This is a genomic window from Streptomyces deccanensis, assembly GCF_022385335.1.
In the GTDB taxonomy this organism is placed as follows: domain Bacteria; phylum Actinomycetota; class Actinomycetes; order Streptomycetales; family Streptomycetaceae; genus Streptomyces; species Streptomyces deccanensis.
This window is the reverse complement of record NZ_CP092431.1, coordinates 7159676-7181953: the sequence shown is the minus strand read 5'-3', so window position 1 is coordinate 7181953 and position 22278 is coordinate 7159676. Positions and strand designations below refer to the sequence as shown.

The 22278-nt window shown below is 70.8% G+C and carries 20 protein-coding genes; 2 read left to right on the top strand and 18 right to left on the bottom strand.

Features of this window, described 5'->3' with window-relative positions; genetic code table 11:
- Window positions 1–109: 109 nt before the first annotated feature.
- From L3078_RS31990 to mnmA, 7 genes are all read right to left on the bottom strand, one after another.
- On the bottom strand, window positions 110–2542 hold the full coding sequence (locus tag L3078_RS31990; protein ID WP_239757413.1) for a putative bifunctional diguanylate cyclase/phosphodiesterase: 2433 nt from the start codon (window positions 2540–2542) through the stop codon (window positions 110–112).
- 228 nt (window positions 2543–2770) lie between these two features.
- On the bottom strand, window positions 2771–4990 hold the full coding sequence (ligA, locus tag L3078_RS31985) for an NAD-dependent DNA ligase LigA (protein WP_239760540.1): 2220 nt from the start codon (window positions 4988–4990) through the stop codon (window positions 2771–2773).
- A gap of 14 nt (window positions 4991–5004) precedes the next feature.
- Window positions 5005–6021 (bottom strand): methionine synthase, encoded by a 1017-nt coding sequence (locus tag L3078_RS31980; protein WP_239757412.1) that lies wholly within the window; start codon window positions 6019–6021, stop codon window positions 5005–5007.
- 203 nt (window positions 6022–6224) lie between these two features.
- On the bottom strand, window positions 6225–6917 hold the full coding sequence (locus tag L3078_RS31975; RefSeq protein ID WP_239757411.1) for an SDR family oxidoreductase: 693 nt from the start codon (window positions 6915–6917) through the stop codon (window positions 6225–6227).
- 80 nt (window positions 6918–6997) lie between these two features.
- On the bottom strand, window positions 6998–7537 hold the full coding sequence (locus tag L3078_RS31970) for an LOG family protein (protein WP_184899694.1): 540 nt from the start codon (window positions 7535–7537) through the stop codon (window positions 6998–7000).
- 9 nt (window positions 7538–7546) lie between these two features.
- The gene (locus L3078_RS31965) at window positions 7547–8320 is read right to left on the bottom strand and encodes a class I SAM-dependent methyltransferase (protein ID WP_239760539.1); all 774 of its coding nucleotides are present in this window, start codon (window positions 8318–8320) and stop codon (window positions 7547–7549) included.
- 324 nt (window positions 8321–8644) lie between these two features.
- Window positions 8645–9775: a tRNA 2-thiouridine(34) synthase MnmA gene (gene mnmA / locus L3078_RS31960; RefSeq protein ID WP_239757410.1), complete on the bottom strand. Its 1131-nt coding sequence runs from the start codon at window positions 9773–9775 to the stop codon at window positions 8645–8647.
- Between the two features lie 60 nt (window positions 9776–9835).
- Between mnmA and L3078_RS31955 the strand changes: the two genes are divergently transcribed.
- On the top strand, window positions 9836–10555 hold the full coding sequence (locus tag L3078_RS31955; protein WP_239757409.1) for an N-acetylmuramoyl-L-alanine amidase: 720 nt from the start codon (window positions 9836–9838) through the stop codon (window positions 10553–10555).
- 92 nt (window positions 10556–10647) lie between these two features.
- On the opposite strand, the gene L3078_RS31950 is transcribed toward L3078_RS31955, so the two are convergent.
- The 3 genes from L3078_RS31950 to L3078_RS31940 all read right to left on the bottom strand — a co-directional run bounded on the left by L3078_RS31950 (window position 10648) and on the right by L3078_RS31940 (window position 12417).
- Complete coding sequence (locus L3078_RS31950; protein ID WP_239757408.1) at window positions 10648–11817, bottom strand: cysteine desulfurase family protein; 1170 nt, start codon at window positions 11815–11817, stop codon at window positions 10648–10650.
- A gap of 72 nt (window positions 11818–11889) precedes the next feature.
- On the bottom strand, window positions 11890–12174 hold the full coding sequence (locus tag L3078_RS31945; RefSeq protein WP_239757407.1) for a DUF4190 domain-containing protein: 285 nt from the start codon (window positions 12172–12174) through the stop codon (window positions 11890–11892).
- 78 nt (window positions 12175–12252) lie between these two features.
- Window positions 12253–12417: a hypothetical protein gene (locus L3078_RS31940; RefSeq protein ID WP_184899684.1), complete on the bottom strand. Its 165-nt coding sequence runs from the start codon at window positions 12415–12417 to the stop codon at window positions 12253–12255.
- 120 nt (window positions 12418–12537) lie between these two features.
- Here L3078_RS31940 and L3078_RS31935 point away from each other — a divergent pair, with 120 nt between their 5' ends.
- Entirely contained in the window at window positions 12538–13164 is a 627-nt protein-coding gene (locus L3078_RS31935; RefSeq protein WP_239757406.1) for a TetR family transcriptional regulator, read from the top strand.
- 121 nt (window positions 13165–13285) lie between these two features.
- On the opposite strand, the gene L3078_RS31930 is transcribed toward L3078_RS31935, so the two are convergent.
- From L3078_RS31930 to L3078_RS31895, 8 genes are all read right to left on the bottom strand, one after another.
- Window positions 13286–14140, bottom strand: a complete 855-nt coding sequence (locus L3078_RS31930) for a thioesterase family protein (protein WP_239757405.1) — start codon at window positions 14138–14140, stop codon at window positions 13286–13288.
- Between the two features lie 94 nt (window positions 14141–14234).
- Window positions 14235–14870 carry a trimeric intracellular cation channel family protein gene (locus L3078_RS31925; RefSeq protein WP_239757404.1) on the bottom strand — a complete coding sequence of 212 codons (636 nt, stop codon included), beginning with the start codon at window positions 14868–14870 and terminating at the stop codon, window positions 14235–14237.
- A 62-nt stretch (window positions 14871–14932) separates the two neighbouring features.
- Window positions 14933–16231, bottom strand: coding sequence for an ABC transporter ATP-binding protein (locus tag L3078_RS31920; RefSeq protein WP_239757403.1), 1299 nt, complete (start codon window positions 16229–16231; stop codon window positions 14933–14935).
- Entirely contained in the window at window positions 16228–17322 is a 1095-nt protein-coding gene (locus L3078_RS31915) for an ABC transporter ATP-binding protein (RefSeq protein ID WP_239757402.1), read from the bottom strand. The genes L3078_RS31920 and L3078_RS31915 overlap by 4 nt, the downstream gene beginning before the upstream one ends.
- A complete protein-coding gene (locus L3078_RS31910) occupies window positions 17319–18326 on the bottom strand; it encodes an ABC transporter permease (RefSeq protein WP_239757401.1) in 1008 nt (335 codons plus the stop codon). Before L3078_RS31910 ends, L3078_RS31915 begins: the two co-directional genes overlap by 4 nt.
- Window positions 18327–18395: 69 nt before the next feature.
- Window positions 18396–20150 carry an ABC transporter substrate-binding protein gene (locus L3078_RS31905; RefSeq protein WP_239757400.1) on the bottom strand — a complete coding sequence of 585 codons (1755 nt, stop codon included), beginning with the start codon at window positions 20148–20150 and terminating at the stop codon, window positions 18396–18398.
- 56 nt (window positions 20151–20206) lie between these two features.
- The gene (locus L3078_RS31900) at window positions 20207–21205 is read right to left on the bottom strand and encodes an ABC transporter permease (protein WP_239757399.1); all 999 of its coding nucleotides are present in this window, start codon (window positions 21203–21205) and stop codon (window positions 20207–20209) included.
- A gap of 318 nt (window positions 21206–21523) precedes the next feature.
- Window positions 21524–22273 (bottom strand): enhanced serine sensitivity protein SseB C-terminal domain-containing protein, encoded by a 750-nt coding sequence (locus L3078_RS31895; protein WP_239760538.1) that lies wholly within the window; start codon window positions 22271–22273, stop codon window positions 21524–21526.
- Window positions 22274–22278 lie beyond the last annotated feature (5 nt).

Sequence of the window (22278 nt, the reverse complement as noted above, 5' to 3'; positions counted from 1 at the left end):
CGGGCCGAAAGGCCGGAGGCCTTTCAGGGGCGCGGGGAACTGCGCGAGAAGCCCCACGCACCCGCACCCGCCGACGAAACCCGCACCCCCGAGCTGCCAGGCGCCCCCGCTACTCCTCGGCCGTAGCCGCCGGCAGCGCCGCCGTCGGGCGCTGCCACCCCCGAGACCCCCGCGCCCGCAGCCAGGCAGTCGCCTCCTCGGGAGGCATCGCCGCGGCGACGAGCCACCCCTGCACCGCGTCGCACCCCAGGTCCCGCAACCGCTCCCACGTCTCGTCGTCCTCGACGCCCTCCGCCACGACGAGCAGCCCCAGCGAGTGCGCGAGGTCGACCGTGCAGCGCACGATCTCCGCGTCCTCGTTGTCGATCGCCAGCCGCGCCACGAAGGACCGGTCGATCTTCAGCTCGCTGACCGGCAGCCGTCGCAGATGGACCAGTGACGAGTACCCCGTCCCGAAGTCGTCGAGCGACATCTTCACCCCGTGCCCGGTCAGCCCGGCGAGCGTGTCAGCGGCACGCTGCGGGTCCTCCAGGAGCACGTGTTCCGTTATCTCCAGCTGCAACGCGCCCGCCGGCACCCCGTGCCGGGCCAGCCGCGCGGCCACCGCCCCCGCGAACCCGGGCGTGTGGACGTCGCGCGGGGACACGTTCACCGCGACCGGCACGTGCAGCCCCTGTGCCCGCCATCGCGCCACCTGCCCGAGCGCCGTCTCCAGGACGTACTCCGTCAGGTGCGGCATCAGCCCGGACGACTCGGCGATCGCTATGAACTCGTCCGGCGGTACCTTCCCCCGCTCGGGGTGCACCCACCGCACCAGCGCCTCGAGACCGGCGACCTGCCCGTCGAAGCGGACCTTCGGCTGGTAGTGCAGTTTGACCTCGTGCGCGTCCAGCGCGCGCCGCAGGTCACCGAGCAGACCGAGCCGGTCCGGGGTGTTGGAGTCCCGCTTGGACTCGTAGACCTCGACGCCCGTACGGTCGCGCTTGGCCTGGTACATCGCCACGTCCGCCCGCCGCAGCAGCCCCTCCGCGTCGAGCGCGTGGTCGGGGAAGACGGCGAGCCCGGCGCTGGCCTCCAGGACGAGGGTGAGCCCGTCGAGGTCGAGCGGTGAGCCGAGCGCGGCGACGAGGTTGCGGGCGACGCGCGACGCGGACGTGGTGGAGTCGGCGACGGGCAGCAGGACGGCGAACTCGTCGCCGCCGAGCCGCGCGGCCTCCGCTCCGCGGGGCAGGGCGACCCGCAGCCGGTCGGCTATCTGCAGCAGCAGCCGGTCCCCCGCGAGGTGCCCGAGCGTGTCGTTGACGGAACGGAAGCGGTCGAGGTCGATCAGCATCAGCGCCGACCTCGCCCCGATGCGTTCGGCGTCGTCCAGGGCGGTCCAGGTGCGCTCCAGCAGCCACTGGCGGTTCGGCAGCCCGGTGAGCGGGTCGCGCAGCTGCTCCTCGGCCCGGGCGCGGGCGATCCACAGGGTGGAGTCGAGCGCGATGAGGGGGATGGCGAAGAGCGGCAGCAGCAGCGGCTGGGCCAGGGCGACGACGCAGATCAGCGGGGCGATACCGAGCAGCGCGACGGCGACGAGGCCCTGTCTGACCAGGGCCGTGCGCGCGACGGTCGGCAGGCCGCCGCGCGGTGCGGCCAGATGCCAGAGCAGGACGCGGCTGACGACGAGGTAGGCGATGGCGACCAGGGCGACCTGGGGCGCCGAGTAGAGGTTCCAGCTGTCCGGGTCCCAGGGCCGCTCCACCGAGGGGACACGGCCGAAGACCCGGAGGACGAGCGCGGCGGCGCCGATGCCGAGGATGTCGACCGCGCCGTGCAGCACGCCCTGCCGCCAGCGCCCCCGGCGGGCGACGCCGACGAGGACGACGACCGTGAGGCTGACCATCCCGGCCGCCACCCAGCCGTAGAGCAGCAGGACGGCGAGGGTGAGGGCGGCGCCGGAGCCGGTGCCGCCCCACCAGCGGGCGCGGCCCATGGCGACGAGGTGGCCGACGATGATGCCGGTGAGCAGGGCGAGGGACCAGCCGACCGCCCCGGCCGGGAAGAGGGCGTGCTGTCCGACGAACGCCCGGTAGAACCCGGCGCCCAGGATGGCGCCGGCGAGCCCCACGATCACGGCGGGCAGAGCGGGCCAGGACAGGTGCCGATCGGCGTCGTGGTCCGGCAGTTCGTGGCCGCGGCTCTCACCGAGCGCGCCGGTGAGGGAGGGCGCCCCGCCCGTGCCGGCCCCGGTGCCGGAGGTGAGCTGCGCCGGGCCCGGTACGAGGGGGCCGCGTGCGCTCGCGCCCGCACGGCCCGGCGGCCAGGCGGCCCCTGCCCTGGACTCCGCCGCCGTCGCCGCCGCCGTCCGGCCGGGGTCACGCTCCCGGCCTCCCGGCATCCGGCCTCCCGGCTCCCGACTTCCGGACTCCCCGTTCCGCGGCTCCCGGTGTCCCTCGAACGGGCGTCCTCCCATGAGCAGGGAGCGTCCCCGTCGCCAGGCCCCGGACACCCGGCGCAGGCGCAGCCGCGAGTCCGGGGCGACGCTCTCGGTCGGTTCCATTCCCGTCCCTCTCACAGCCGGCGGTGCCCACGCCACGCGGCCCGTTGCTCCCGAACAACCCGGGGCGGCACCGCGTCCGAGAACCCACCACGCGTCCGGGCACGGCAGGCGCACACCTCAACAGTAGGCCGCACAAGGCTTCCACGGGCAGCGGTCGGGGTCGGTTGCCCGAATGCGACCGGCCACCCGTATGCATCTGGTATGCGCCGAACGGGTGGCCTTCAACCCCTACTCCTCGATCGGGAGCGCGACTTCCGCGGCCGCGTCCGGCCCCTGTTCGAGCAGGACGGCGAAGCCGTCCTCGTTCAGGACGGGCACCTTGAGCTGCATCGCCTTGTCGAACTTGGAGCCCGGGTTCTCGCCGACCACGACGAAGGAGGTCTTCTTGGACACCGACCCGGTGACCTTGGCGCCCCGGCTCTGCAGCGCCTCCTTGGCCCCGTCCCGTGTGTGGTGTTCGAGTGTTCCGGTCACCACGACCGTCAGCCCTTCGAGGGGCCTGGGGCCCTCGTCCTCGCCGGAGCGCTCGTCCTCCAGGCGGACGCCGGCCGCCTTCCACTTGCGGAGGATCTCCTGGTGCCACTCCACCGCGAACCACTCCTTCAGGGAAGCGGCGATGATCGATCCGACACCGTCGGTGGCGGCGAGCTGTTCCTCGCTCGCCTCCCTGATGGCGTCGATGGAGCGGAACTCGCGCGCGAGCGCCTCGGCGGCCACCGGGCCGACGTGCCGGATCGACAGACCGGTGAGGATGCGGGCGAGCGGCCGGTTCTTGGCCGCCTGGATGTTCTCCAGCATCGCGACCGCGTTCTTCTTGGGCCCGCCCTCCTTGTTGGCGAAGACCATGGCGTGCTTCTCCTCGCCGGTCTCCGGGTCCCGCTTGGGCAGGCCGCTGTCCTGGTCGAGGACGTACGCCTTGATGGGCAGCAACTGCTCGATGGTGAGGTCGAACAGGTCGCCCTCGTCGAGGAGCGGCGGCTCGGACGGCTCCAGCGGCTTGGTGAGCGCGGCGGCCGCGACGTAGCCGAAGTGCTCGATGTCGAGGCACTTGCGGCCGGCGAGGTAGAAGAGACGCTCACGCAACTGGGCCGGGCAGCTACGGGAGTTGAGGCACCGCACGTCGATGTCGCCCTCCTTGGCCGGCGCCAGGGGCTCGCCGCACTCCGGGCACTCGGTCGGCATCTCGAACGCGCGCGTCTTCGTCTCGTCGCGCAGTGCCACGACCGGGCCGAGGATCTCGGGGATGACGTCACCGGCCTTGCGGATGACGACCGTGTCGCCGATGAGGACGTTCTTGGCCTTGACGACCTCCTGGTTGTGCAGGGTCGCGAACTCGACCTCGGAGCCCGCCACCGTGACCGGCTCGACCTGGGCGTACGGGGTGACCCGACCGGTGCGGCCGACGCCCACCTTGATGTCGATGAGCTTGGTGTTGACCTCTTCCGGCGCGTACTTGTAGGCGATCGCCCAGCGGGGTGCGCGGGCCGTCGACCCGAGGCGGCCCTGCAGCCGGATCTCGTCGAGCTTGACGACGGCGCCGTCGATCTCGTGCGCCACGGAGTGGCGGTGCTCGCCGTAGTAGGCGATGAACTCCCGTACGCCGTCGAGGTCGTCGACCACCCTGTTGTGCTCGGCGGTGGGCAGGCCCCACGACTTGAGGAGGTCGTAGGCCTCGGAGAGGCGGGTGAAGCCGCCGTCGAAGCCCTCCAGGGCGCCGATGCCGTGGACGACCATGTGCAGCGGCAGGGTGGCGGTGACCTTGGGGTCCTTCTGGCGCAGTGAACCCGAGGCGGAGTTGCGGGGGTTGGCGTACGGCTTCTCGCCGGCCGCCACCCGGCGTTCGTTGAGGCCCTGGAAGGCCTCCATCGGGAAGTAGACCTCGCCCCGGATCTCGACGAGCCGGGGGACGCGGTCGCCCTTCAGCCGGTGCGGGATCTCGGCGATCGTCATGACGTTGGGTGTGATGTCCTCGCCGGTCCGCCCGGTGCCGCGGGTGGCGGCCCGGGTGAGCCTGCCGTCCTCGTACGTCAGGTTGACCGCGAGGCCGTCGATCTTGAGCTCGCACAGCAGGTGGTAGTCGGAGGTGCCGACGTCCTTGGCGACGCGCTCGGCCCAGGCGGCGAGACCCTCGTCGTCGAAGACGTTGTCCAGGGAGAGCATGCGCTCGCGGTGCTCGACCTCGGCGAGGTCGGTCTCGTACTCGACGGCCACCTTCTGCGTCGGCGAGTCCGGGGTGCGCAGCTCGCTGTACTCGTCCTCCAACGCCTCCAGCGTGCGCAGGAGTTCGTCGAACTCCGCGTCGCTGACGATCGGGTCGTCCTTGACGTAGTACCGGAAGCGGTGCTCCTCGATCTGTTCGGCGAGCCGCGCGTGCTTCTCGCGGGCCTCGGCGGGCACCGCTGCCTCGGCGGGTACCGATGTGGGCTGTGCGTCCTTGTCGCCGGCCACCGTGTTGTCCTCCGTCACTCTGGGTTGTCCGCGAGGGATCTCGCCGCCTTGACGCAGTGGGCGAGCGCCCGGCGTGCGTACGCCGGGGAGACCCCCGCGAGCCCGCACGTCGGAGTGACCGTGACCGCCTCCGCGAGCAGTCCCGGATGCAGCCCCAGCCTGCGCCACAGCGTCCTGACCCCCATGACGCTACCGGCAGGGTCCGACAACGCCCCCTCGGTGGTCGGCACGACACCGACGAGGAGCTTCGTGCCCCCTTCCACCGCTTCCCCGATCATGTCGTCGTCACGTTCAGTGAGCAAGGTGAAGTCGAAGGAGATACCGGTGGCACCGGCGCGGCGCAGGAGCGCGAAGGGTACGTCGGGGGCGCAGGAGTGCACGACGACCGCGCCGTTCTCCGCGTGGACGCCGATGACGTCCCTGAGGGTGGCCTCGACGAGCTGGCGGTCCACGGCGCGGTGGGTGCGGTAGCCGCTGGCGCTCTTGACCTGGCCGCGCAGGACGGCGATGAGGGACGGCTCGTCCAGCTGGAGCACGATCCTGGCGCCCGGGACGCGCCGCTGGACCTCGGCGAGGTGCTGGCGCAGGCCCTCGGCGAGCGAGCCGGCGAGGTCGCGGCAGGCTCCGGGGTCGGAGAGGGCGGCCTCGCCGTTCTTCAGCTCCAGCGCGGTCGCGAGGGTCCAGGGGCCGACGGCCTGGACCTTCAGCGGGCCCTCGTACCCCTGGGTGAACTCCTCCAGCGCGTCCAGGTCCTCGCCGAGCCACGACCTGGCCCGCTTGGTGTCCCGGCCGGGGCGGTCGCCGATGCGCCAGCCGCTGGGCTCCACGCGGGCGTACAGCTCGACGAGCAGGCCGGCGGTTCTGCCGATCATGTCGGCGCCGGGGCCTCTGGCGGGGAGTTCGGGGAGGTACGCCATGCCTGTCTCCGGCCACTCGAAGGTGCCGGTGACTGTTTTGGCGGCTTCTCGGGCGTCCCCGCCCGGCATGGACCCCACGCCGGTGGCCGGGCCGAAACTGAAGTCTTCACTCACACCTTGAAGCCTACGGTTCCCTTGGGGGTGCGTCGTCGGGTGCGGGTGCGTGGGGGCTGGTCGCGCAGTTCCCCGCGCCCCTGAAAAGCAGGGGCTGCGCCCCGTGCTTTTCACAGGCCCGCAGGGCCGGGGCTTTCAGGGGCGCGGGGAACTGCGCGAGAAGCCCCACCGGGCGGCACCCGCCAACGCACCGAACCCCCGAGCTATTGGGGGCCAGGCCGGACCGTGAGGTCGTTCACTTCCGCGTCGCGGGGCAGGTCCAGGGCCATCACGATCGTCGTGGCGACCGACTCCGGCGCGATCCACCGCGACGCGTCGTACTCCTTGCCCTCCTGCTGGTGCACCTTCGCCTGCATGGGACTGGCCGTGCGCCCGGGGTAGACCGTGGTCACCCGCACCCCGTTGCCGTGCTCCTCCCAGCGCAGGGAATCGGCGAGGGCCTTGAGCCCGTGCTTGGAGGCCGCGTAGGCGGACCAGTCCGCGTGCGCGTTCAGCCCCGCACCGGAGTTGACGAACACCACATGCCCCCGCGCGGCCCGCAGTTGGGGCAGGAAGTGCCGGGTCAGCTCGGCGGGCGAGACGAGGTTGACGTTGAGCTGGTGCCGCCAGGACTTCGGCGTCAGGTCGCCGACCGCGCCGAGGTCCACCACGCCCGCGATGTGCAGCAGCGAGTCCACCCGGTCGGGCAGCGTCTGGTGGGAGAAGGCCCAGGACAGCTTGTCCGGGTCCGCCAGATCGCCGACCAGCGTCCTCGCCCCGGGGAACTCCGCCGCCAGCTCCTTCGCCCGCCCCGCGTCGCGCGCGTGCAGCACGAGGTCGTCCCCGCGCTCGTGCAGCCGGCGGGCGACGACCGCGCCGATGCCGGAACCCGCCCCGGTGATCACATGAGTAGCCATGCGGTCATGCTCGCATCATCCAGGGCGCACCCTCACGCCCACCCGACCGCACGCTGCCCCCGCCGCAGGCTCACCCGGCCTCAGGCGACGCCCCGGCTCTCCTCCAGATACGCCATCGCCCCCACCGGCTCCTCCGCGAAGAAGACCAGGTCGGTCAGCGGGCGGGGCAGGAAGCCCTCGTCCTCCATGCGCCGGAACTGTTCCTTCAGCCCGTCGTAGAAGCCGGCGGTGTTCAGCAGGACCACCGGCATCTCGGTGTGGCCGTGCTTCTTCAGCTCCAGGATCTCCGTCGCCTCGTCGAGCGTGCCGGTGCCGCCGACCATGATGACGACCGCGTCGGCCTTCTCCAGGAGCAACCGCTTGCGCTCGGCGAGGTCCCGGGCGACCACCATCTCGTCGGTGCCGGGCCGTGCCTTCGCCGAGAGGAACTCGACGGAGACACCCAGCAGTCTGCCGCCCGCCTCCTGCACTCCGTCCGCGACCACCTTCATCAGCCCGACGTCCGAGCCGCCCCACACCAGGGTGTGCCCGCCCTTGCCGATCAGCTTGGCGAACTCCTTCGCGGGGCCCGTGTAGCGGTCGGCGAGGTCGGCGGCGGAGAGGAAGACACAGATGTTCATGGGTCCACGTTAGGGGGCGGCACCGACATCGGGGGCCGCTCGTCCACCGGGTCCCTCCGCCACGGTCGCGCGGATCTTCGACTGGCGGTGCGGCAGGTCCTCCCAGTCGTCCATGAGACGGGCGGACAGGCCGTGTTGCCGGGCGAGTTCGACGAGGGTCTCGGTCCGGTAGTAGAAGTCCTCGTGCAGCACCTGGTGTTCGGGTCCCTCGGTGCGGCCGAAGGTGAAGTCGAAGTAGCCGCCGGGGGCGAGGACGCGGCCGACGTGGGCGAGGCACTGCTCGATGACGTGCGGCGGCGAGTGGGAGAACACACTGTGCGCGTGGACGACGTCGAAGTACCCGGCGGGCAGGAAGGAGAAGGTGAGGTCGGCGACGAGTGCCAGATGCGGGAGCTTGGCCTGCAGGCCCTCGCGGGCGAGGGTGCGCTGGGCCTCCATGAGGATGGCGGGCGAGATGTCGATGCCGTAGTAGTTCCCGGTGTCCAGGTGGTCGATGAACAGCCGCCCGGCGCGCAGGTTCCCGCAGCCGATCTCCAGCATCCGGTGCCGGGGCTCCAGACCGTGTCGCAGGAGATAGTCGAACTGCATCCGGCCCAGGCGTTCCCACTTCTCGACCGACGGGTTGTGCCCGACGGCGGCCTCCGGGCTGCGCGCCGTGTCGGCGGCCATCACGGCACGGTAGTAGGAGATGTGGTCGCGGTGCTTGAGCTGCAGCCAGGTGTCCCGCGCGACCCGTCGGGCGTGCGCGGGCACCCGGCGGGGGTGACGCAGCGCGTAACGCACCCGGTGGGTGAGGCTCCGGCGGTTCCTGGACACGAGCCCGGCTTCCCCCCGGACCCGCTTCTCGCCCTGCCCGGACACGCTCCCACCCTGCGCGGACGGACTCCCACCCTGCCCGGACCCGCTCCCGCCCTGCCCGGACGGGCCCGCGGCCTGTTCGGGTGGCTTTCCGGGCTGCTCGGGCGGGTCCATGGCTGTCATCACGGCCTCCTACACGTCCCCCTGCGGCCCGTCTGGGCCTCCGGCCGGGCTCGGGGAGCCCATCAAGCAGCCTGCGCCGCGCACGCGCGGACGGCTACCCGGGGAGGGACGATCGTGGCCGTGGGCCTACGCCACGCCGGCCTTCGCGCGCGTGGTCGAGGCGATCGTCGCGGAGCCGACGACGCGCGAGCCGTCGTACAGGACGATCGCCTGGCCGGGGGCCACGCCCCGGACCGGCTCGGTGAAGCGGACCTGGAGGGTGTCGTCGACCAGCTCCGCGCGGACCTCGGTCTCGCCGCCGTGGGCGCGCAGCTGGGCCGTGTAGGTGCCGGGGCCCGTGGGGGCCGCGCCGCACCAGCGGGGCCGGATCGCGGTCAGCGCGTCGACGTCGAGCGCGGCGGCCGGGCCGACCGTCACCGTGTTGTCCACCGGCGAGATGTCGAGGACGTAGCGCGGCTTGCCGTCGGGGGCGGGCGTGCCGATGCGCAGGCCCTTGCGCTGGCCGATGGTGTAGCCGTAGGCGCCCTCGTGGGTGCCGAGGACGTTGCCGGACTCGTCGAGGATGTCGCCCTCGGAGCGGCCCAGCCGATGGGCGAGGAAGCCCTGGGTGTCGCCGTCGGCGATGAAGCAGATGTCGTGGGAGTCGGGCTTCTTGGCGACGGCCAGCCCCCTGCGCTCGGCCTCCGCGCGGATCTCGTCCTTCGTCGTCACCGTGTCACCCAGCGGGAACATCGCGTGGGCGAGCTGCCTGTCGTCCAGGACGCCCAGGACGTACGACTGGTCCTTCGCCATGTCGGAGGCCCGGTGCAGCTCGCGGGTGCCGTCCTCGCGCACGACGACCTGGGCGTAGTGGCCGGTGCAGACCGCGTCGAAGCCCAGGGCGAGGGCCTTGTCGAGCAGGGCCGCGAACTTGATCTTCTCGTTGCAGCGGAGGCAGGGGTTGGGGGTGCGCCCGGCCTCGTACTCGGCGATGAAGTCCTCGACGACGTCCTCACGGAAACGCTCGGCGAGGTCCCAGACGTAGAAGGGGATGCCGATGACGTCCGCGGCGCGGCGGGCGTCCCGGGAGTCCTCGATCGTGCAGCAGCCGCGCGCGCCGGTCCGGAACGACTGCGGGTTCGCGGACAGGGCCAGATGGACGCCCGTCACGTCGTGCCCGGCTTCCGCCGCGCGGGCGGCGGCCACGGCGGAGTCGACCCCGCCGGACATGGCGGCGAGGACACGGAGGGGGCGGGTCTGCTGCGAGATCTCAGTCATAACCCTTCCAGGGTACGGGTCGCCGGGAACCGGAACCCGCGAGTATCCGTTGACGGTCTCGTGGGAACGAGAAGGGCTTCGAGGAACGGGTCCGGTGCCGGCGGTGCGAGCGCCTCCGGCGGCAAGGACGGCGACCGCCGCGTCGGCCGCCGCGCGCTGCTCATCGGCACGGCCGTGGCCGCCGTCGGTACGGCCGTGGTGGCGCGGGACGAGCTGACGCGCGCGTGGTGGCGGGTGCCGGGGGTCACGAAGCCGCGCAAGGACGGCGAGGTCGACTACACGGGCGCGAAGTGGGTCGCGGCGTCCGACGCGAACTGGCGGCTGGCGGACCGGCCGGACGACTTCGGCATAGACATGGTGATCATCCATGTCACGCAGGGCAGCTTCGACAGCGCGGTGAAGGTCTTCCAGGACCCGGAGCACGGCGCGGCGGCGCACTACATCGTCCGCAAGGACGGCCATGTCACGCAGATGATCCGCGAGTTGGACGTGGCGTACCACGCGGGCAACCGCGACTACAACGAGCGCAGTGTCGGCATCGAGCACGAGGGTTTCGTCGAGAAGCCCGAGGACTTCACCGACGAGATGTACGAGGCATCCGCGCGGCTGACGGCCCGGATCTGCGCGCGGTACGACATCCCGCTCGACCGTGAGCACATCCTCGGCCATGTCGAGGTCCCGGGGACGGACCACACGGACCCCGGCGAGGGCTGGGACTGGGACCGCTACATGAAGCTGGTGCGCGCGGCGGCGAAGGCCGGGACGACGGCTCCCGCCTGACCCTCGACACCCCGCTCACCGGCAGCCATCAGGCGCCGTCGCCCGCAGTCGGCATGATCCGAACGACAGACCCTGGGGCCGGGTCCGTCCGCTCAGGTCAGGCCCGCGTTGCGGGCGCGTTCCACTGCCGGGCCGATCGCCTTCGCGAGTGCCTCGACGTCCGCCTCCGTGGAGGTGTGGCCGAGGGAGAAGCGGAGGGTGCCGCGGGCCAGGTCGGGGTCGGTGCCGGTGGCGAGGAGGACATGGCTGGGCTGGGCGACACCGGCCGTGCAGGCGGAACCCGTGGAGCACTCGATGCCCTGGGCGTCGAGGAGCAGCAGCAGCGAGTCGCCCTCGCAGCCGGGGAAGCTGAAGTGGGCGTTGGCCGGGAGGCGTCCCGCCGGGGAGGGGTCACCGCCGAGGACGGCGTCCGGCACGGCCGTACGGACCGCTTCGACGAGGGCGTCGCGCAGGGCGCCGATCTCCCGGGCGAACCACTCGTGTTGCTCGGCGGCGAGCCGGCCGGCGACGGCGAAGGAGGCGACGGCGGGGACGTCGAGGGTGCCGGAGCGGACATGGCGCTCCTGGCCGCCGCCGTGCAGCACGGGTACGGGGCTGTACTCGCGGCCCAGCAGCAGCGCGCCGATGCCGTACGGGCCGCCGACCTTGTGGCCGGAGACGGTCATCGCGGCGAGGCCCGAGGCGTCGAAGTCGACCGGAACCTGACCGAAGGCCTGGACCGCGTCGGCGTGCAGCGGGACGTCGAACTCCGCTGCCACGTCGGCGAGTTCACGGACCGGCATGATCGTGCCGATCTCGTTGTTGGCCCACATCACGGTGGCCAGGGCGACATCGTCGGGGTTGCGGGCGATGGCCTCGCGGAGGGCTTCGGGGTGGACGCGGCCGTACGCGTCGACCGGGAGGTACTCGACGGTGGCGCCCTCGTGTTCGCCGAGCCAGTGCACGGCGTCGAGGACCGCGTGGTGCTCGACGGGGCTGGCGAGGACCCGGGTGCGGGCCGGGTCCGCGTCGCGGCGGGACCAGTACAGGCCCTTCACGGCGAGGTTGTCGGCCTCGGTGCCGCCGGAGGTGAGGACCACCTCGCTGGGGCGGGCCCCGAGGGCCTCGCCGAGGGTTTCGCGGGCCTCCTCGACGGTGCGCCGCGCTCGGCGGCCGGAGGCGTGCAGCGAGGAGGCGTTGCCGGTGACGCTCAGCTGGGCGGTCAGGGCCTCTGCCGCCTCGGGGAGCATCGGGGTGGTCGCCGCGTGGTCGAGGTAAGCCATGGTGAGCCGATTCTACGGGGCCACGTCCGGGCGGCCTCGGGGTGCTCCCAGGTGGACCGGGGGTTTCCGGCCTCAGATGCTCCAGGACACCGTGTTCGTCGTCTGCATCAGGGTGGCGAGGACGACCAGGTCGGCGACGCCCAGGCCGAGGCCGAGGAAGGCGCGGCCCCGTCGTGTCGTGCCGCGCTTGAGGGCCACCGCCGCGAGGACGATCGCGATCGGGCCGAGGAAGAGGTTCAGGACGAGGAGGCCCAGGAGACCGAGGACGAAGGAGGCGACGGCCATGCCGTCGGCGTCACGGCCTCGGGGGCGGGCGGTGGTGCTTCCGGTCTGCTGGCGCGGGGCGGTGAGCTGCATGGTCGGTCTGCTCCCAACGGGTTCTCGGGGGACGGTCGTCAGTCGGTGGCGGAGTCGTGGCGGTGGCGCGGTGAACGGTCAGTGCGTGCCGCGGCCGCGGCGGGCGTGGCGCTCGCGGTACGCGAAGATCGCCAGCCAGAGGGCGATACCGACGGCCAGGACGGTCGAGACGGCCGGCGGCACATGCGCCACGGTGCCCAGGACGACACCCAGCAGCAGAAGTGCGGCGACGAGGAACAACATCGTGGGAACGCCTCTCGTTACAGTTGGGTGAACGGTTGTAGTTACACTTGTTCACTGACTGCCAAGTCTAGCGCGCCTCCCGGCTTTGCAATTACGGAGAACAGTTGTTAACTGCATGGCATGAGTCACACTTTCGGCGTCCGGCAGGCGCAGAAGCAGAAGACGAGGCGGGCGCTCATGGACGCCGCCCTCGCCCTGCTGGAGGAGCAGAGCCTCAGCAGCCTGGGACTTCGCGAGGTCACCCGGGCCGTGGGCGTCGCCCCCACCGCGTTCTACCGGCACTTCCGGTCGACCGCGGACCTCGGTGTCGCGCTGGTCGAGGAGGCGCTCGGCAGCCTGCACCCCGTGCTGGCGGATCTGATGTCGGCGGTGGGCGACAGTGACGAACTCATCGAGCGCGCCGTGGATCTGATCGCCCGCCACGTCGACGGGTACCCCGCACACGTCCGGTTCATCGCGCGGGAACGGCACAGCGGGGTCCAGCCGGTGCGGGACTCGATCCAGGGGCAACTGACCCGGTTCGCCGAGGAGGTGCGCGGCGAGCTGGCCAAGCGGCCGGAGACCGAGGGATGGACCGACGACGACCGGCTGATGCTCGCGGGCCTGTACGTCGACCAGATGCTGATGACCGCCTCGCTGTTCCTGGAGGCCCAGCACGAACCGGAGGAAGAACGCCGGCGGGTGACCCGCCTGGCGAGCCGCCGGATGCGACTGATCAGCATCGGCTGCCGCCACTGGCTCGACTGATCCATCGCGCACACGACAGGGAGGGCGCGCCCGATACGCTCGGGCGCGCCCTCCCTGTCGCCGCTCCGCCGGTCGGCAACACTCCCTCGGCGCCGGGCGGTCGGCGCCCGGAGAAGGCGTCTCAGTCGGACAGCCTGGCCCTCGCCAGCTGGCGCGACTGGGCGACCAGGCGGTCGGCGCTGTCCCAGACCTCGGCGTCCTCCTCCAGGAAGCCCCCGGCGAGGTTGCGGGTGGTGATGGCGACCCGCAGCGGTCCCGGCGCCGGGCGGCACCGGATGTGCGCGGTCAGCTCGACCGTCGGGACCCAGCCCTTCAGGCCCATCTCGAAGGCGGTCGGCGGCAGCGCGTCCACCGCGAGGAGCAGAGAGAACGGGTCGGCGTCACGGCCGTCGGCGAGCCCGAACCAGGACCGCATCTCACCCTTGCCGGAGGGCGCGCCCAGGGCCCAGCCCAGGGTGGCGGGGTCGAGCTTCAGGAACAGCCGGTCGGCGATGGCGGAGCCGCCGGGCACGGGGCCGGGGGCGTCCTGCGGGCCGAAGCACTGCTCGATCGGCGGGATCGCGGGCGGCTTCGCCGTCGTCCGGACGTCGTCCGGGAGGGAGTCCAGGTCGCCGTAGGAGGCGAGGACGCGTATCCGCTCGATCTCGCGGCCCTCGTCGTCGTACTGGAAGAGGGAGGCCTGGCCGGTCGAGAGGGTCCGGCCGGTACGGACGACGTCCGTGCGGACGACCGCGGGGCCGGGCTGCGACGCGGTCAGGTAGTACGCGGAGATCGTGAACGGGTCACCGTGCGGGAGCGCGTCGGCGAGGGCGCGCCCCAGGACGGCCAGGAGGTAGCCGCCGTTGACGGCGCCGATGATCGTCCAGCCGGCGGAGAGGTCGATGTCGTAGACGCCGGGCGCCCGCCGGGTGAGCGCGGTGTCCCGGTCGAACTCGCTGTCGCCGACGGTGGCCTGTACGGAAGCTGCTTCGGGCATGGATGAACCGTACAACAGGTCATTACTAAGCGGTAGCTTTATGCCTCGCACCTCGCACCCCGCACCTCACGCCCCGCAGCTCACACCCCGCACCTCACGCCTCTTCGACGGCCGCGGACCGCCTGTTCCACGCGCGCGGGGCGCGCCAGTGGTAGCGCATGGCCAGCAGGCGCAGGACGAAGGCCGTGATCGCGGCGAGGGCCGAGGTGACGGGGTTCAGGGCGTCCAGGCTGATGCACAGGACGACGAGGCCGGCGCCGACCATCGCGGGCACGGCGTACAGGTCGCGGTCCCAGCGCAGCAGTGAGGGGACCTCGTTGGCGAGGACGTCCCGCAGCACACCGCCGCCGACCGCCGTGGCGAGGCCGAGGGTGGCGGAGGCGGTCAGGCCGAGCCCGTGGTCGTACGCCTTCGTCGTGCCCGCGACGCAGAAGAGGCCGAGGCCGGCGGCGTCGAAGACGTTCACCCCGGTCTGGATGCGCTCCACGTGCGGGTGGAGGAAGAAGACGAGGAGGGCGGCGAGCAGCGGGGTGAGGAAGTAGCCGAGGTCGGTGAAGGCGGCCGGCGGCACGGCGCCGATGATCAGGTCGCGGAACAGGCCGCCGCCGAGCGCGGTGACCTCGGCGAGGACGGCGATGCCGAAGATGTCGAAGTTCTTGCGGACGGCCAGGAGCGCGCCGGAGATGGCGAAGACGAAGATGCCGATCAGGTCGAGCGGGTACGGGGACACCCGTACATTCTGCCCTGCGAACAAGTGTGCGCCTTGCAATGCAAGGCGCACACCGTCCGACGTCAGTCTTTACCGGGCTTCTCGGGGCTCTCGGGCTCCTTGGACGCTTCAGGTTCCTTGGGCGCGTCGGGCTCCTTGGGCGCTTCGGGCTCCTTGGCCGCCTCGGGCGCCTCAGGCTTCTCGGAGGCCTCCGGCGCCGCGGCGGCCTCAGGCGTCTCCGGGCTCTCCGGCGTCTCCGGTTCCCCCGTCTTCTTCACCGTGTCCGGCACCAGTTCGCCCGCTTCCTTCGCGGCCGTCAGCAGGACGACGTCCTGCGGCTGCTGGTCCTCGAAGTTCTCCGGGTGGTGGCAGGCGACCCGCTGGCCCGGCTTCAGCTCGGCGAGCGGCGGCTCGGTGGTCTTGCAGACCTGCGTGGCCTTCCAGCACCGGGTGTGGAAGCGGCAACCGCTCGGCGGCGCGATCGGCGAGGGCACGTCGCCCTTGAGCAGGATGCGCTCGCTCTTGGCGCCCCGGCGCGAGGGGTCCGGGATCGGCACGGCCGACAGCAGCGCCTTGGTGTACGGGTGCATCGGCGCCGCGTACAGCGAGTCCCGGTCGGCCAGTTCGACGATCTTGCCGAGGTACATCACCGCGATGCGGTCGGAGACGTGGCGGACGACGGAGAGGTCGTGCGCGATGATCACGTACGTCAGGCCGAGCTCGTCCTGGAGGTCGTCCATCAGGTTGACGACCTGGGCCTGGATCGACACGTCGAGCGCGGAGACCGGCTCGTCCGCGACGACCATCCGGGGCTTGAGGGCGAGCGCGCGGGCGATGCCGATGCGCTGGCGCTGGCCGCCGGAGAATTCGTGCGGGTAGCGGTTGTAGTGCTCGGGGCTGAGGCCCACCAACTCCAGGAGGCGCTGGACCTCCTTCTTCACCCCGCCCTCGGGCTCCACGCCCTGGAGCTTGAAGGGCGCCGAGACGATGGTGCCGATGGTGTGCCGGGGGTTCAGCGAACCGTACGGGTCCTGGAAGATCATCTGGATGTCGCGGCGCAGCGGGCGCATCCCGGCGGTCTTCAGGTGCGTGATGTCCGTACCGTCGAACTCGACCTTCCCACCGGAGGGTTCGAGGAGACGGGTGATGAGCCGGCCCATGGTCGACTTGCCGCAGCCGGACTCGCCCACCACGCCGAGGGTCTCGCCGCGTCGGACCTCGAAGTCGATGCCGTCGACGGCCTTGACCGCCCCGACCTGCCGCTGGAGCAGGCCCTTCTTGATGGGGAAGTGCTTGACCAGGCCCTCGACCCTGAGCAGCGGTTTCTCGTCGGCGTCGGCGCGCGGGGCCGGCACGGCGGCCCGGGTCTCAGTCTCGCTCACAGCTTCGGCGCAATCTCTTCGGTCCAGATCCGCGTACGGTCCTCCTGCGACAGGTGGCAGGCGGTGAAGTGCCGGCCGCCGACCTCGCGCAGGTCGGGGCGCTCGGTGCGGGTGATGTTGTCCTTGGGGACGTCCGCGTAGGGGCAGCGCGGGTTGAAGGCGCAGCCCGAGGGGACGTTGATGAGGCTCGGCGGCTGGCCCTTGACCGGGATGAGCCGGTCGGTCTGGGCGCGGTCGATGCGCGGCATCGAGCCGAGCAGGCCCCAGGTGTAGGGGTGCTGCGGCTGGTGGAAGATGTCGTCGACCGGGCCGCGCTCCACGCAGCGGCCGCCGTACATCACGAGGATGTCGTCGGCGATCTCGGCGACCACGCCGAGGTCGTGCGTGATGATGATGACCGCGGAGCCGAACTCCTTCTGCAGGTCCCGGATCAGGTCGAGGATCTGCGCCTGCACGGTCACGTCGAGCGCGGTGGTGGGCTCGTCGGCGATCAGCAGTTCGGGGTTGTTGACCAGGGCCATGGCGATCATGGCGCGCTGGCGCATACCGCCGGAGAACTCGTGCGGGTAGCCGTCGACCCGCTTGTGGGGCTCCGGGATGCCGACGCGGTCGAGGAGTTCGATGGCGCGCTTGCGGGCGACCTTCTTGCTGACGTCGTGGTGGACGCGGTAGGCCTCCACGATCTGGCTGCCGACCTTGTAGTACGGGTGCATGGCGGACAGCGGGTCCTGGAAGATCATCGCCATGTCGCGGCCGCGCAGCCGGCGCACCTCGTCGGGGCTCGCCCCGACGAGTTCCTTGCCGTCGAGCCAGATCTCGCCGGACATCTGCACGTTCTTGCCGCGTGCCCCGAGCCGGTGCAGGCCCATGATCGCCAGTGAGGTGACCGACTTGCCGGAGCCGGACTCGCCCACGATGCCGAGGGTCCTGCCCTTCTCCAGCTGGAAGGAGAGGCCGTCGACGGACTTGACCAGGCCGTCGTCGGTGGGGAAGTGGACCTTGAGGTCACGCACTTCGAGGAACGCCTCGGGGGCGTCCCCGGCGCGTGCGGGCTCGCCGACGGCGGCCCCGGTCTTGGACAGTTCGGTCACGAGAGCCTCACCCGCGGGTCGATCGTGGCGTACAGCAGGTCCACCACAAGGTTCATGAAGACGACGAAGAACGCCGCGAGCAGGGTCACCCCGAGGATCGGGGGCAGGTCGTTGGCGCTGATCGACTGGACCGCGTACTCGCCGATGCCGTGCAGGGAGAACACGGTCTCGGTGATGAGGGCGCCGCCGAGGAGCAGACCGACGTCCATGCCGAAGACGGTCACCAGCGGGGTCAGCGCGGCCCGCAGACCGTGCTTCACGACCACCTTGCGCTCCCGCAGGCCCTTGGCCCGCGCGGTGCGGATGTAGTCCTCGTTCATCGTCTCCAGCATGCCCGAGCGGGTGAGCCGGGCGTAGATGGCCGAATAGAGGAGCGCCAGCGAACACCAGGGCAGGAAGAGGGTGTTGGCCCACTGCGAGGGGTTCTCGGTGAAGGGGACGTAGGTCCTGCCGAAGATCTCCAGCTGGTAGCTGAACAGCAGCAGGGCCAGCTGACCGGTGAAGAACATGGGCAGGGAGACGCCCGCGAGGGCCACGCCCATGGCGGCCCGGTCGAAGAACGAGCCGGGCTTCAGGGCCGAGATGACACCGGCCGTGATACCGCCCAGCAGCCACAGCACGGCGGCACCGGCGGCGAGCGAGATGGTGACCGGCAGGCGGCTGGTGAGCTGCGGCCAGACCTCCAGGTGGTCCTTGAAGGAGTAGCCGAAGCAGGGCGCGTCGCAGCGGACCGTGGTGGGTCCGAGGTCGTACGTGGCACCGGAGACGATCCCCTTGAGGAAGTTCCAGTACTGCTCGTAGACCGGCTGGTCCAGACCCAGGTTCCGCTTGACCGCCGCGATGTCCTCGGGCGAGGGGTTCTTGCCGATGTACTGCTGTGCCAGCTGGTCGACTGTCTGCCCGGCGAGCTTCGGCAGAATGAAGAAGATGCCGAAGGTGACCGCGGTGACGACGAGCAGCAGGATCACCGCCGCGATCGTCCGGCGGATGATGTACGAGATCACGAGGACCGGCGCCGGCGCCCGCGGGTGTGCTCACCCGCGGGCGCCAATGCCTTCACCTGCCTTCCGGGGCTACTTCTTTTCCGTGGTACCGATGTTGAGGTAGTCGTACTGACCGCTGAAGGCCGAGGACGACACCAGGTTGGTGGCGTACGGCGAGCGGTACAGCAGGACCTTGAAGTAGGTCAGCGGCACGATGGCGGCCTGCTCCATGACCTTCTTGTCGACCTCGGTGTACGCGGCGGTGCGGGCGGCCTCGTCGGTGTTGCCGATCGCGTCGTCGAGCAGCTTGTTGATCGCCGGGTCGTTCAGCTCGGACAGGTTGGTGTTGCCGGACTGGCCGATGGCCTTGCCGTGCACGATCTGCTGCAGGAAGCCGTAGCCGGTGGGCCAGTCGGCGCCCCACTGCATCATGATCAGGCCGATGTTGTTCTTCTTGTTGAACGCCGGCACACCCGCGTAGTCGGAGAAGTACTTGCCCGACGGGTACTGCTTGATGTCGGCCTCGATGCCGACCTTCTTCAGCGCCTCGACGACCGCGGTGGCCGCGTCGACCTCGCCCTGACGGTCGGTGCGCGCGGAGATGGAGGTCTTGAAGCCGCCCTCCTTGCCGCAGGCCTTCAGGTGCTCCTTGGCCTTGGTGACGTCACCCTTGTTGTCCGGGGTGGCGTACAGGTCGGCCTTCTCGTAGCCCGTGACGTCGGTGGGCAGGACGGTGGAGGCGATGTCACCGCGGATCGGGCCGCCCATGGCGGTCTGCACGGCGACCTTGTCGATCGCGTACTGGACGGCCTTGCGGCACTCGACGTTGTCGAACGGCGCGACCTTGGTGTTGATCGCCGTGTAGACGAGACGGCCGCCGAGCGCGTTGTCGGTGTTGGCCTCCTTGTCCTTGTCCTTGAGGACCTGGGCCTGGGTCTGGGCGTCGACACCGGTGCCCTGGATGTCGATCATGGTGTCGCCGGACATGACGTCCTTGTCGATGGTGGCCTTGTTGACCTTCAGGTTCACCACGATCTTGTCCGGGTACTGCTTGCGCAGCGGGTCCGTCTTGGCGTCCCACTCGGGGTTGCGGACCAGGACGATCTGCTTGCCCTCGTCGTACTTCTCGAACTTGTACGAGCCGGTGGAGACGACCTTCTTGGTGTAGTCGACGCCGGTGTCCTTGGCCTTCGGCACCGGAGCCGTCTGCGGCATGCTCGCCAGGTAGTCGAACTCCGAGAACGCCTTGTTCAGCTTGAAGACGATCGTGTGGTCGTCCGGCGTCTCTATGGAGGAGATGCCCTTGTCGCTCTTGTCCGCGTAGGGGCCCTTGTACTTCTTCGGGTCGTCCAGCATCTGCTGGAAGTAGTTCGGACCCAGCGAGAGCACGTCACGCGCGAAGTTCGAGCGCTCCACGGCGTACTTGACGTCCTTGGACGTCACCGGGGTGCCGTCCTCGAACTTGACGCCCTGACGGATCTTGTACGTCCACGTCTTGCCGCCGTCGCTGGGCGTACCCGCGCTCTCCGCCAGGTCGGGGACGAGCTCGTTGCCCTTCTCGCCGGGGCCGGGCTTGAACGTCATCAGCGGACGCGCGTAGAGGCGGCTGAAGTTGAAGCCGTACGCGTAGTACATGTTGCCCGGGTCGAGCGACTCCGGGGCGTCGGAGCTGGCGTACGTGACCGTGCCGCCCTTTTTGGTCGACTCGTTGACGACACCCTTGGTCGCGGCGTTGGCGCCGGCGCCCTTGGGGGTGTCCGTACCGTCTTCCGCCTTGCTGCAGGCGGACAGGAGCAGGCCGGCGCTGCTCACAACCGCGACAGCGGCCATTGCTGACCTTCGCATGATGGTCGGTTTCCCCTTCGTAGTTGGACAGTTGTGTGGGACGACGGCCGCAGACGTCAGCGGCTGCGGGGGTCGAGGGCGTCCCGGAGGCCGTCACCGAGGAGGTTGAAGGCCAGCACCGTGATGAAGATCGCGAGGCCGGGAACGATCATGTACTGCGGATCGACCTCGAAGAAGTCGACCGCCTGGTTGAGCATTCCGCCCCAGGAGGCCTGCGGCGGCTGGATCCCGACCCCGAGGAAGCTGAGCGACGCCTCGAAGATGATGTTGGTCGGGATGAGCAGGGTGGAGTAGACGATGATCGGCGCGACGAGGTTGGGCAGCAGTTCCTTGAACAGGACGTACGGGCCGCCCGCTCCCATGCCGCGCGAGGCGTCGATGAACTCCCGCTCGCGCAGGGCCAGGGTCTGACCGCGCACGATGCGTCCCATGTACGGCCAGTTGAAGAAGCCGATGACGAAGATCAGCACCGAGATGTGCAGCGGCAGCCCTTCGAGGCCGAAGGCGCCGCCCTGGAGCGTCGCGGAGATGGCGATGGCGAACAGCAGCAGCGGGAACGCCAGGAAGGTGTCCATCAGCCGGCTCACGACCGTGTCGACCCGGCCGCCGTAGTAGCCGGCGACCAGGCCGAGCACCACGCCGATGGCGTTGGACAGGATCGTCGCGCCGAAGGCCACCACCAGGGAGACCCAGGAGCCCTCCAGGATGCGGGCGAGGATGTCGCGGCCGAACTTCGGCTCGACACCGAGCGGGTGGTCCCAGCTCATCCCGCCGAAGTCACCCTTCGGCAGGGAGGTGTTGGGGTCGATCAGGTCCTGGTTGAACGCGTTGGGGTCGAGCCCCAGCATCGACTGCAGCGGCCGGGAGAGGGCCGCGATCAGGATCAGCAGGACGACGATGATGCCGCCGGCGACCGCCACCTTGTCGCGCTTGAAGCGGGTCCAGGCGATCTGGCCGAGCGAACGGCCCTCGATCTTCTTGGCCTCGACACCTTCCAGCACGGCCTCGGGCTGTGCCTCGGCCTGCGATCCGGTCGTCTCAATGGGTGCGGTCATCGTCCCTCGTGCTTGCCCGTGCCGGTGGTTGCCGACTGTGCCTGGCGGCCGCCCGGGTCTGCGGTGCGGTCCGTCACCACTACTGCTCTCTTGCTCTGTGACTACTGCTGGGTACGAGAGGGAGGTACGGCACCGAACTTCACCGCATGAACAGCGTGTTCGCCGGATCCCCCCACTGCTCTGGGGGAGTCTTCAACGGTCGCGCGATCAGGCACCAGACTTGACGGCGAATGTATGCGCAACCGTGATGTGGCCAGCACAGTTCCGCTATGCGGACGTGACGCTCTGTTGAGCGGTGGAAACCACGCTCACCCCGGCTCAGTAGCCGCTCGGGTACCCGTATCCGCCCGCAGCCGGGGCCTGGGCGGGCGCCGCGTGGGCCTCGCGGTCGTAGAAGGGGCGTGCGCCCGCGCGCAGCCACATGGCGACCGGGTCGTACTCGTCGGACATGGCGACGGTGGAGACGGGCAGCCCGTCCGGGACCGCGCCGATGGACTGCTGCATCATCGCCCGCACCGAGTCGACGGCCGGCGGCGAGGTGTCGTACACGTCGAGGCCGATGGCGAGGTACGGCGCGCCGAGCGCGGGCTGCACCCAGGCACGGCGCAGGGAGCGCACGGCGGGCGTGCGGTGGGCGTTCTGCGTCAGCAGGGCGTAGAACTGCGGGATCTCGATGGCCGGCTCGGACAGCCGCAGCGGGCCCGCGGGCTGTCGCTCCAGGCCGGTGGCGATCCGGCGCAGGTCGAGCCAGGGGATGCCGACGCCGCCGCCCGGCGCGTGCGGGTTGAGCCAGAGGCCGTAGTGGTCGGGGTAGAGGGTGCGGGCCACGTCGAGGCCGTCGACCACCTCGTAACTGCGGTTCCAGCCACTGGCGGAGAGCTCCTGGGCGGAGGTCACGCACGGGGCGTAGTTGAACCCGTCGACCTCCATGTTCCCGTACTGGGCGTCCGGGGAGCCGGCCTGGCCGTGCCAGAGCAGCATCCAGATCTGGCCGGAGGACGGGGTGGCGAGGGCACGCAGCAGCGCCTCGTAGGCGTCGTAACGCCCGGGCGTCACCTGCCGCAGCATGTGCT

Coding starts and splice junctions, on each gene's coding strand:
- L3078_RS31930 (WP_239757405.1), bottom strand. CDS start 14,140: ATGCCCGAAGCAGCTTCCGTACAGGCCACCGTCGGCGACAGCGAGTTC.
- L3078_RS31935 (WP_239757406.1), top strand. CDS start 12,538: ATGAGTCACACTTTCGGCGTCCGGCAGGCGCAGAAGCAGAAGACGAGG.
- L3078_RS31970 (WP_184899694.1), bottom strand. CDS start 7,537: ATGAACATCTGTGTCTTCCTCTCCGCCGCCGACCTCGCCGACCGCTAC.
- L3078_RS31945 (WP_239757407.1), bottom strand. CDS start 12,174: ATGCAGCTCACCGCCCCGCGCCAGCAGACCGGAAGCACCACCGCCCGC.
- mnmA (WP_239757410.1), bottom strand. CDS start 9,775: ATGACTGAGATCTCGCAGCAGACCCGCCCCCTCCGTGTCCTCGCCGCC.
- L3078_RS31990 (WP_239757413.1), bottom strand. CDS start 2,542: ATGGAACCGACCGAGAGCGTCGCCCCGGACTCGCGGCTGCGCCTGCGC.
- L3078_RS31905 (WP_239757400.1), bottom strand. CDS start 20,150: ATGCGAAGGTCAGCAATGGCCGCTGTCGCGGTTGTGAGCAGCGCCGGC.
- L3078_RS31940 (WP_184899684.1), bottom strand. CDS start 12,417: ATGTTGTTCCTCGTCGCCGCACTTCTGCTGCTGGGTGTCGTCCTGGGC.
- L3078_RS31895 (WP_239760538.1), bottom strand. CDS start 22,273: ATGCTGCGGCAGGTGACGCCCGGGCGTTACGACGCCTACGAGGCGCTG.
- L3078_RS31975 (WP_239757411.1), bottom strand. CDS start 6,917: ATGGCTACTCATGTGATCACCGGGGCGGGTTCCGGCATCGGCGCGGTC.
- L3078_RS31950 (WP_239757408.1), bottom strand. CDS start 11,817: ATGGCTTACCTCGACCACGCGGCGACCACCCCGATGCTCCCCGAGGCG.
- L3078_RS31900 (WP_239757399.1), bottom strand. CDS start 21,205: ATGACCGCACCCATTGAGACGACCGGATCGCAGGCCGAGGCACAGCCC.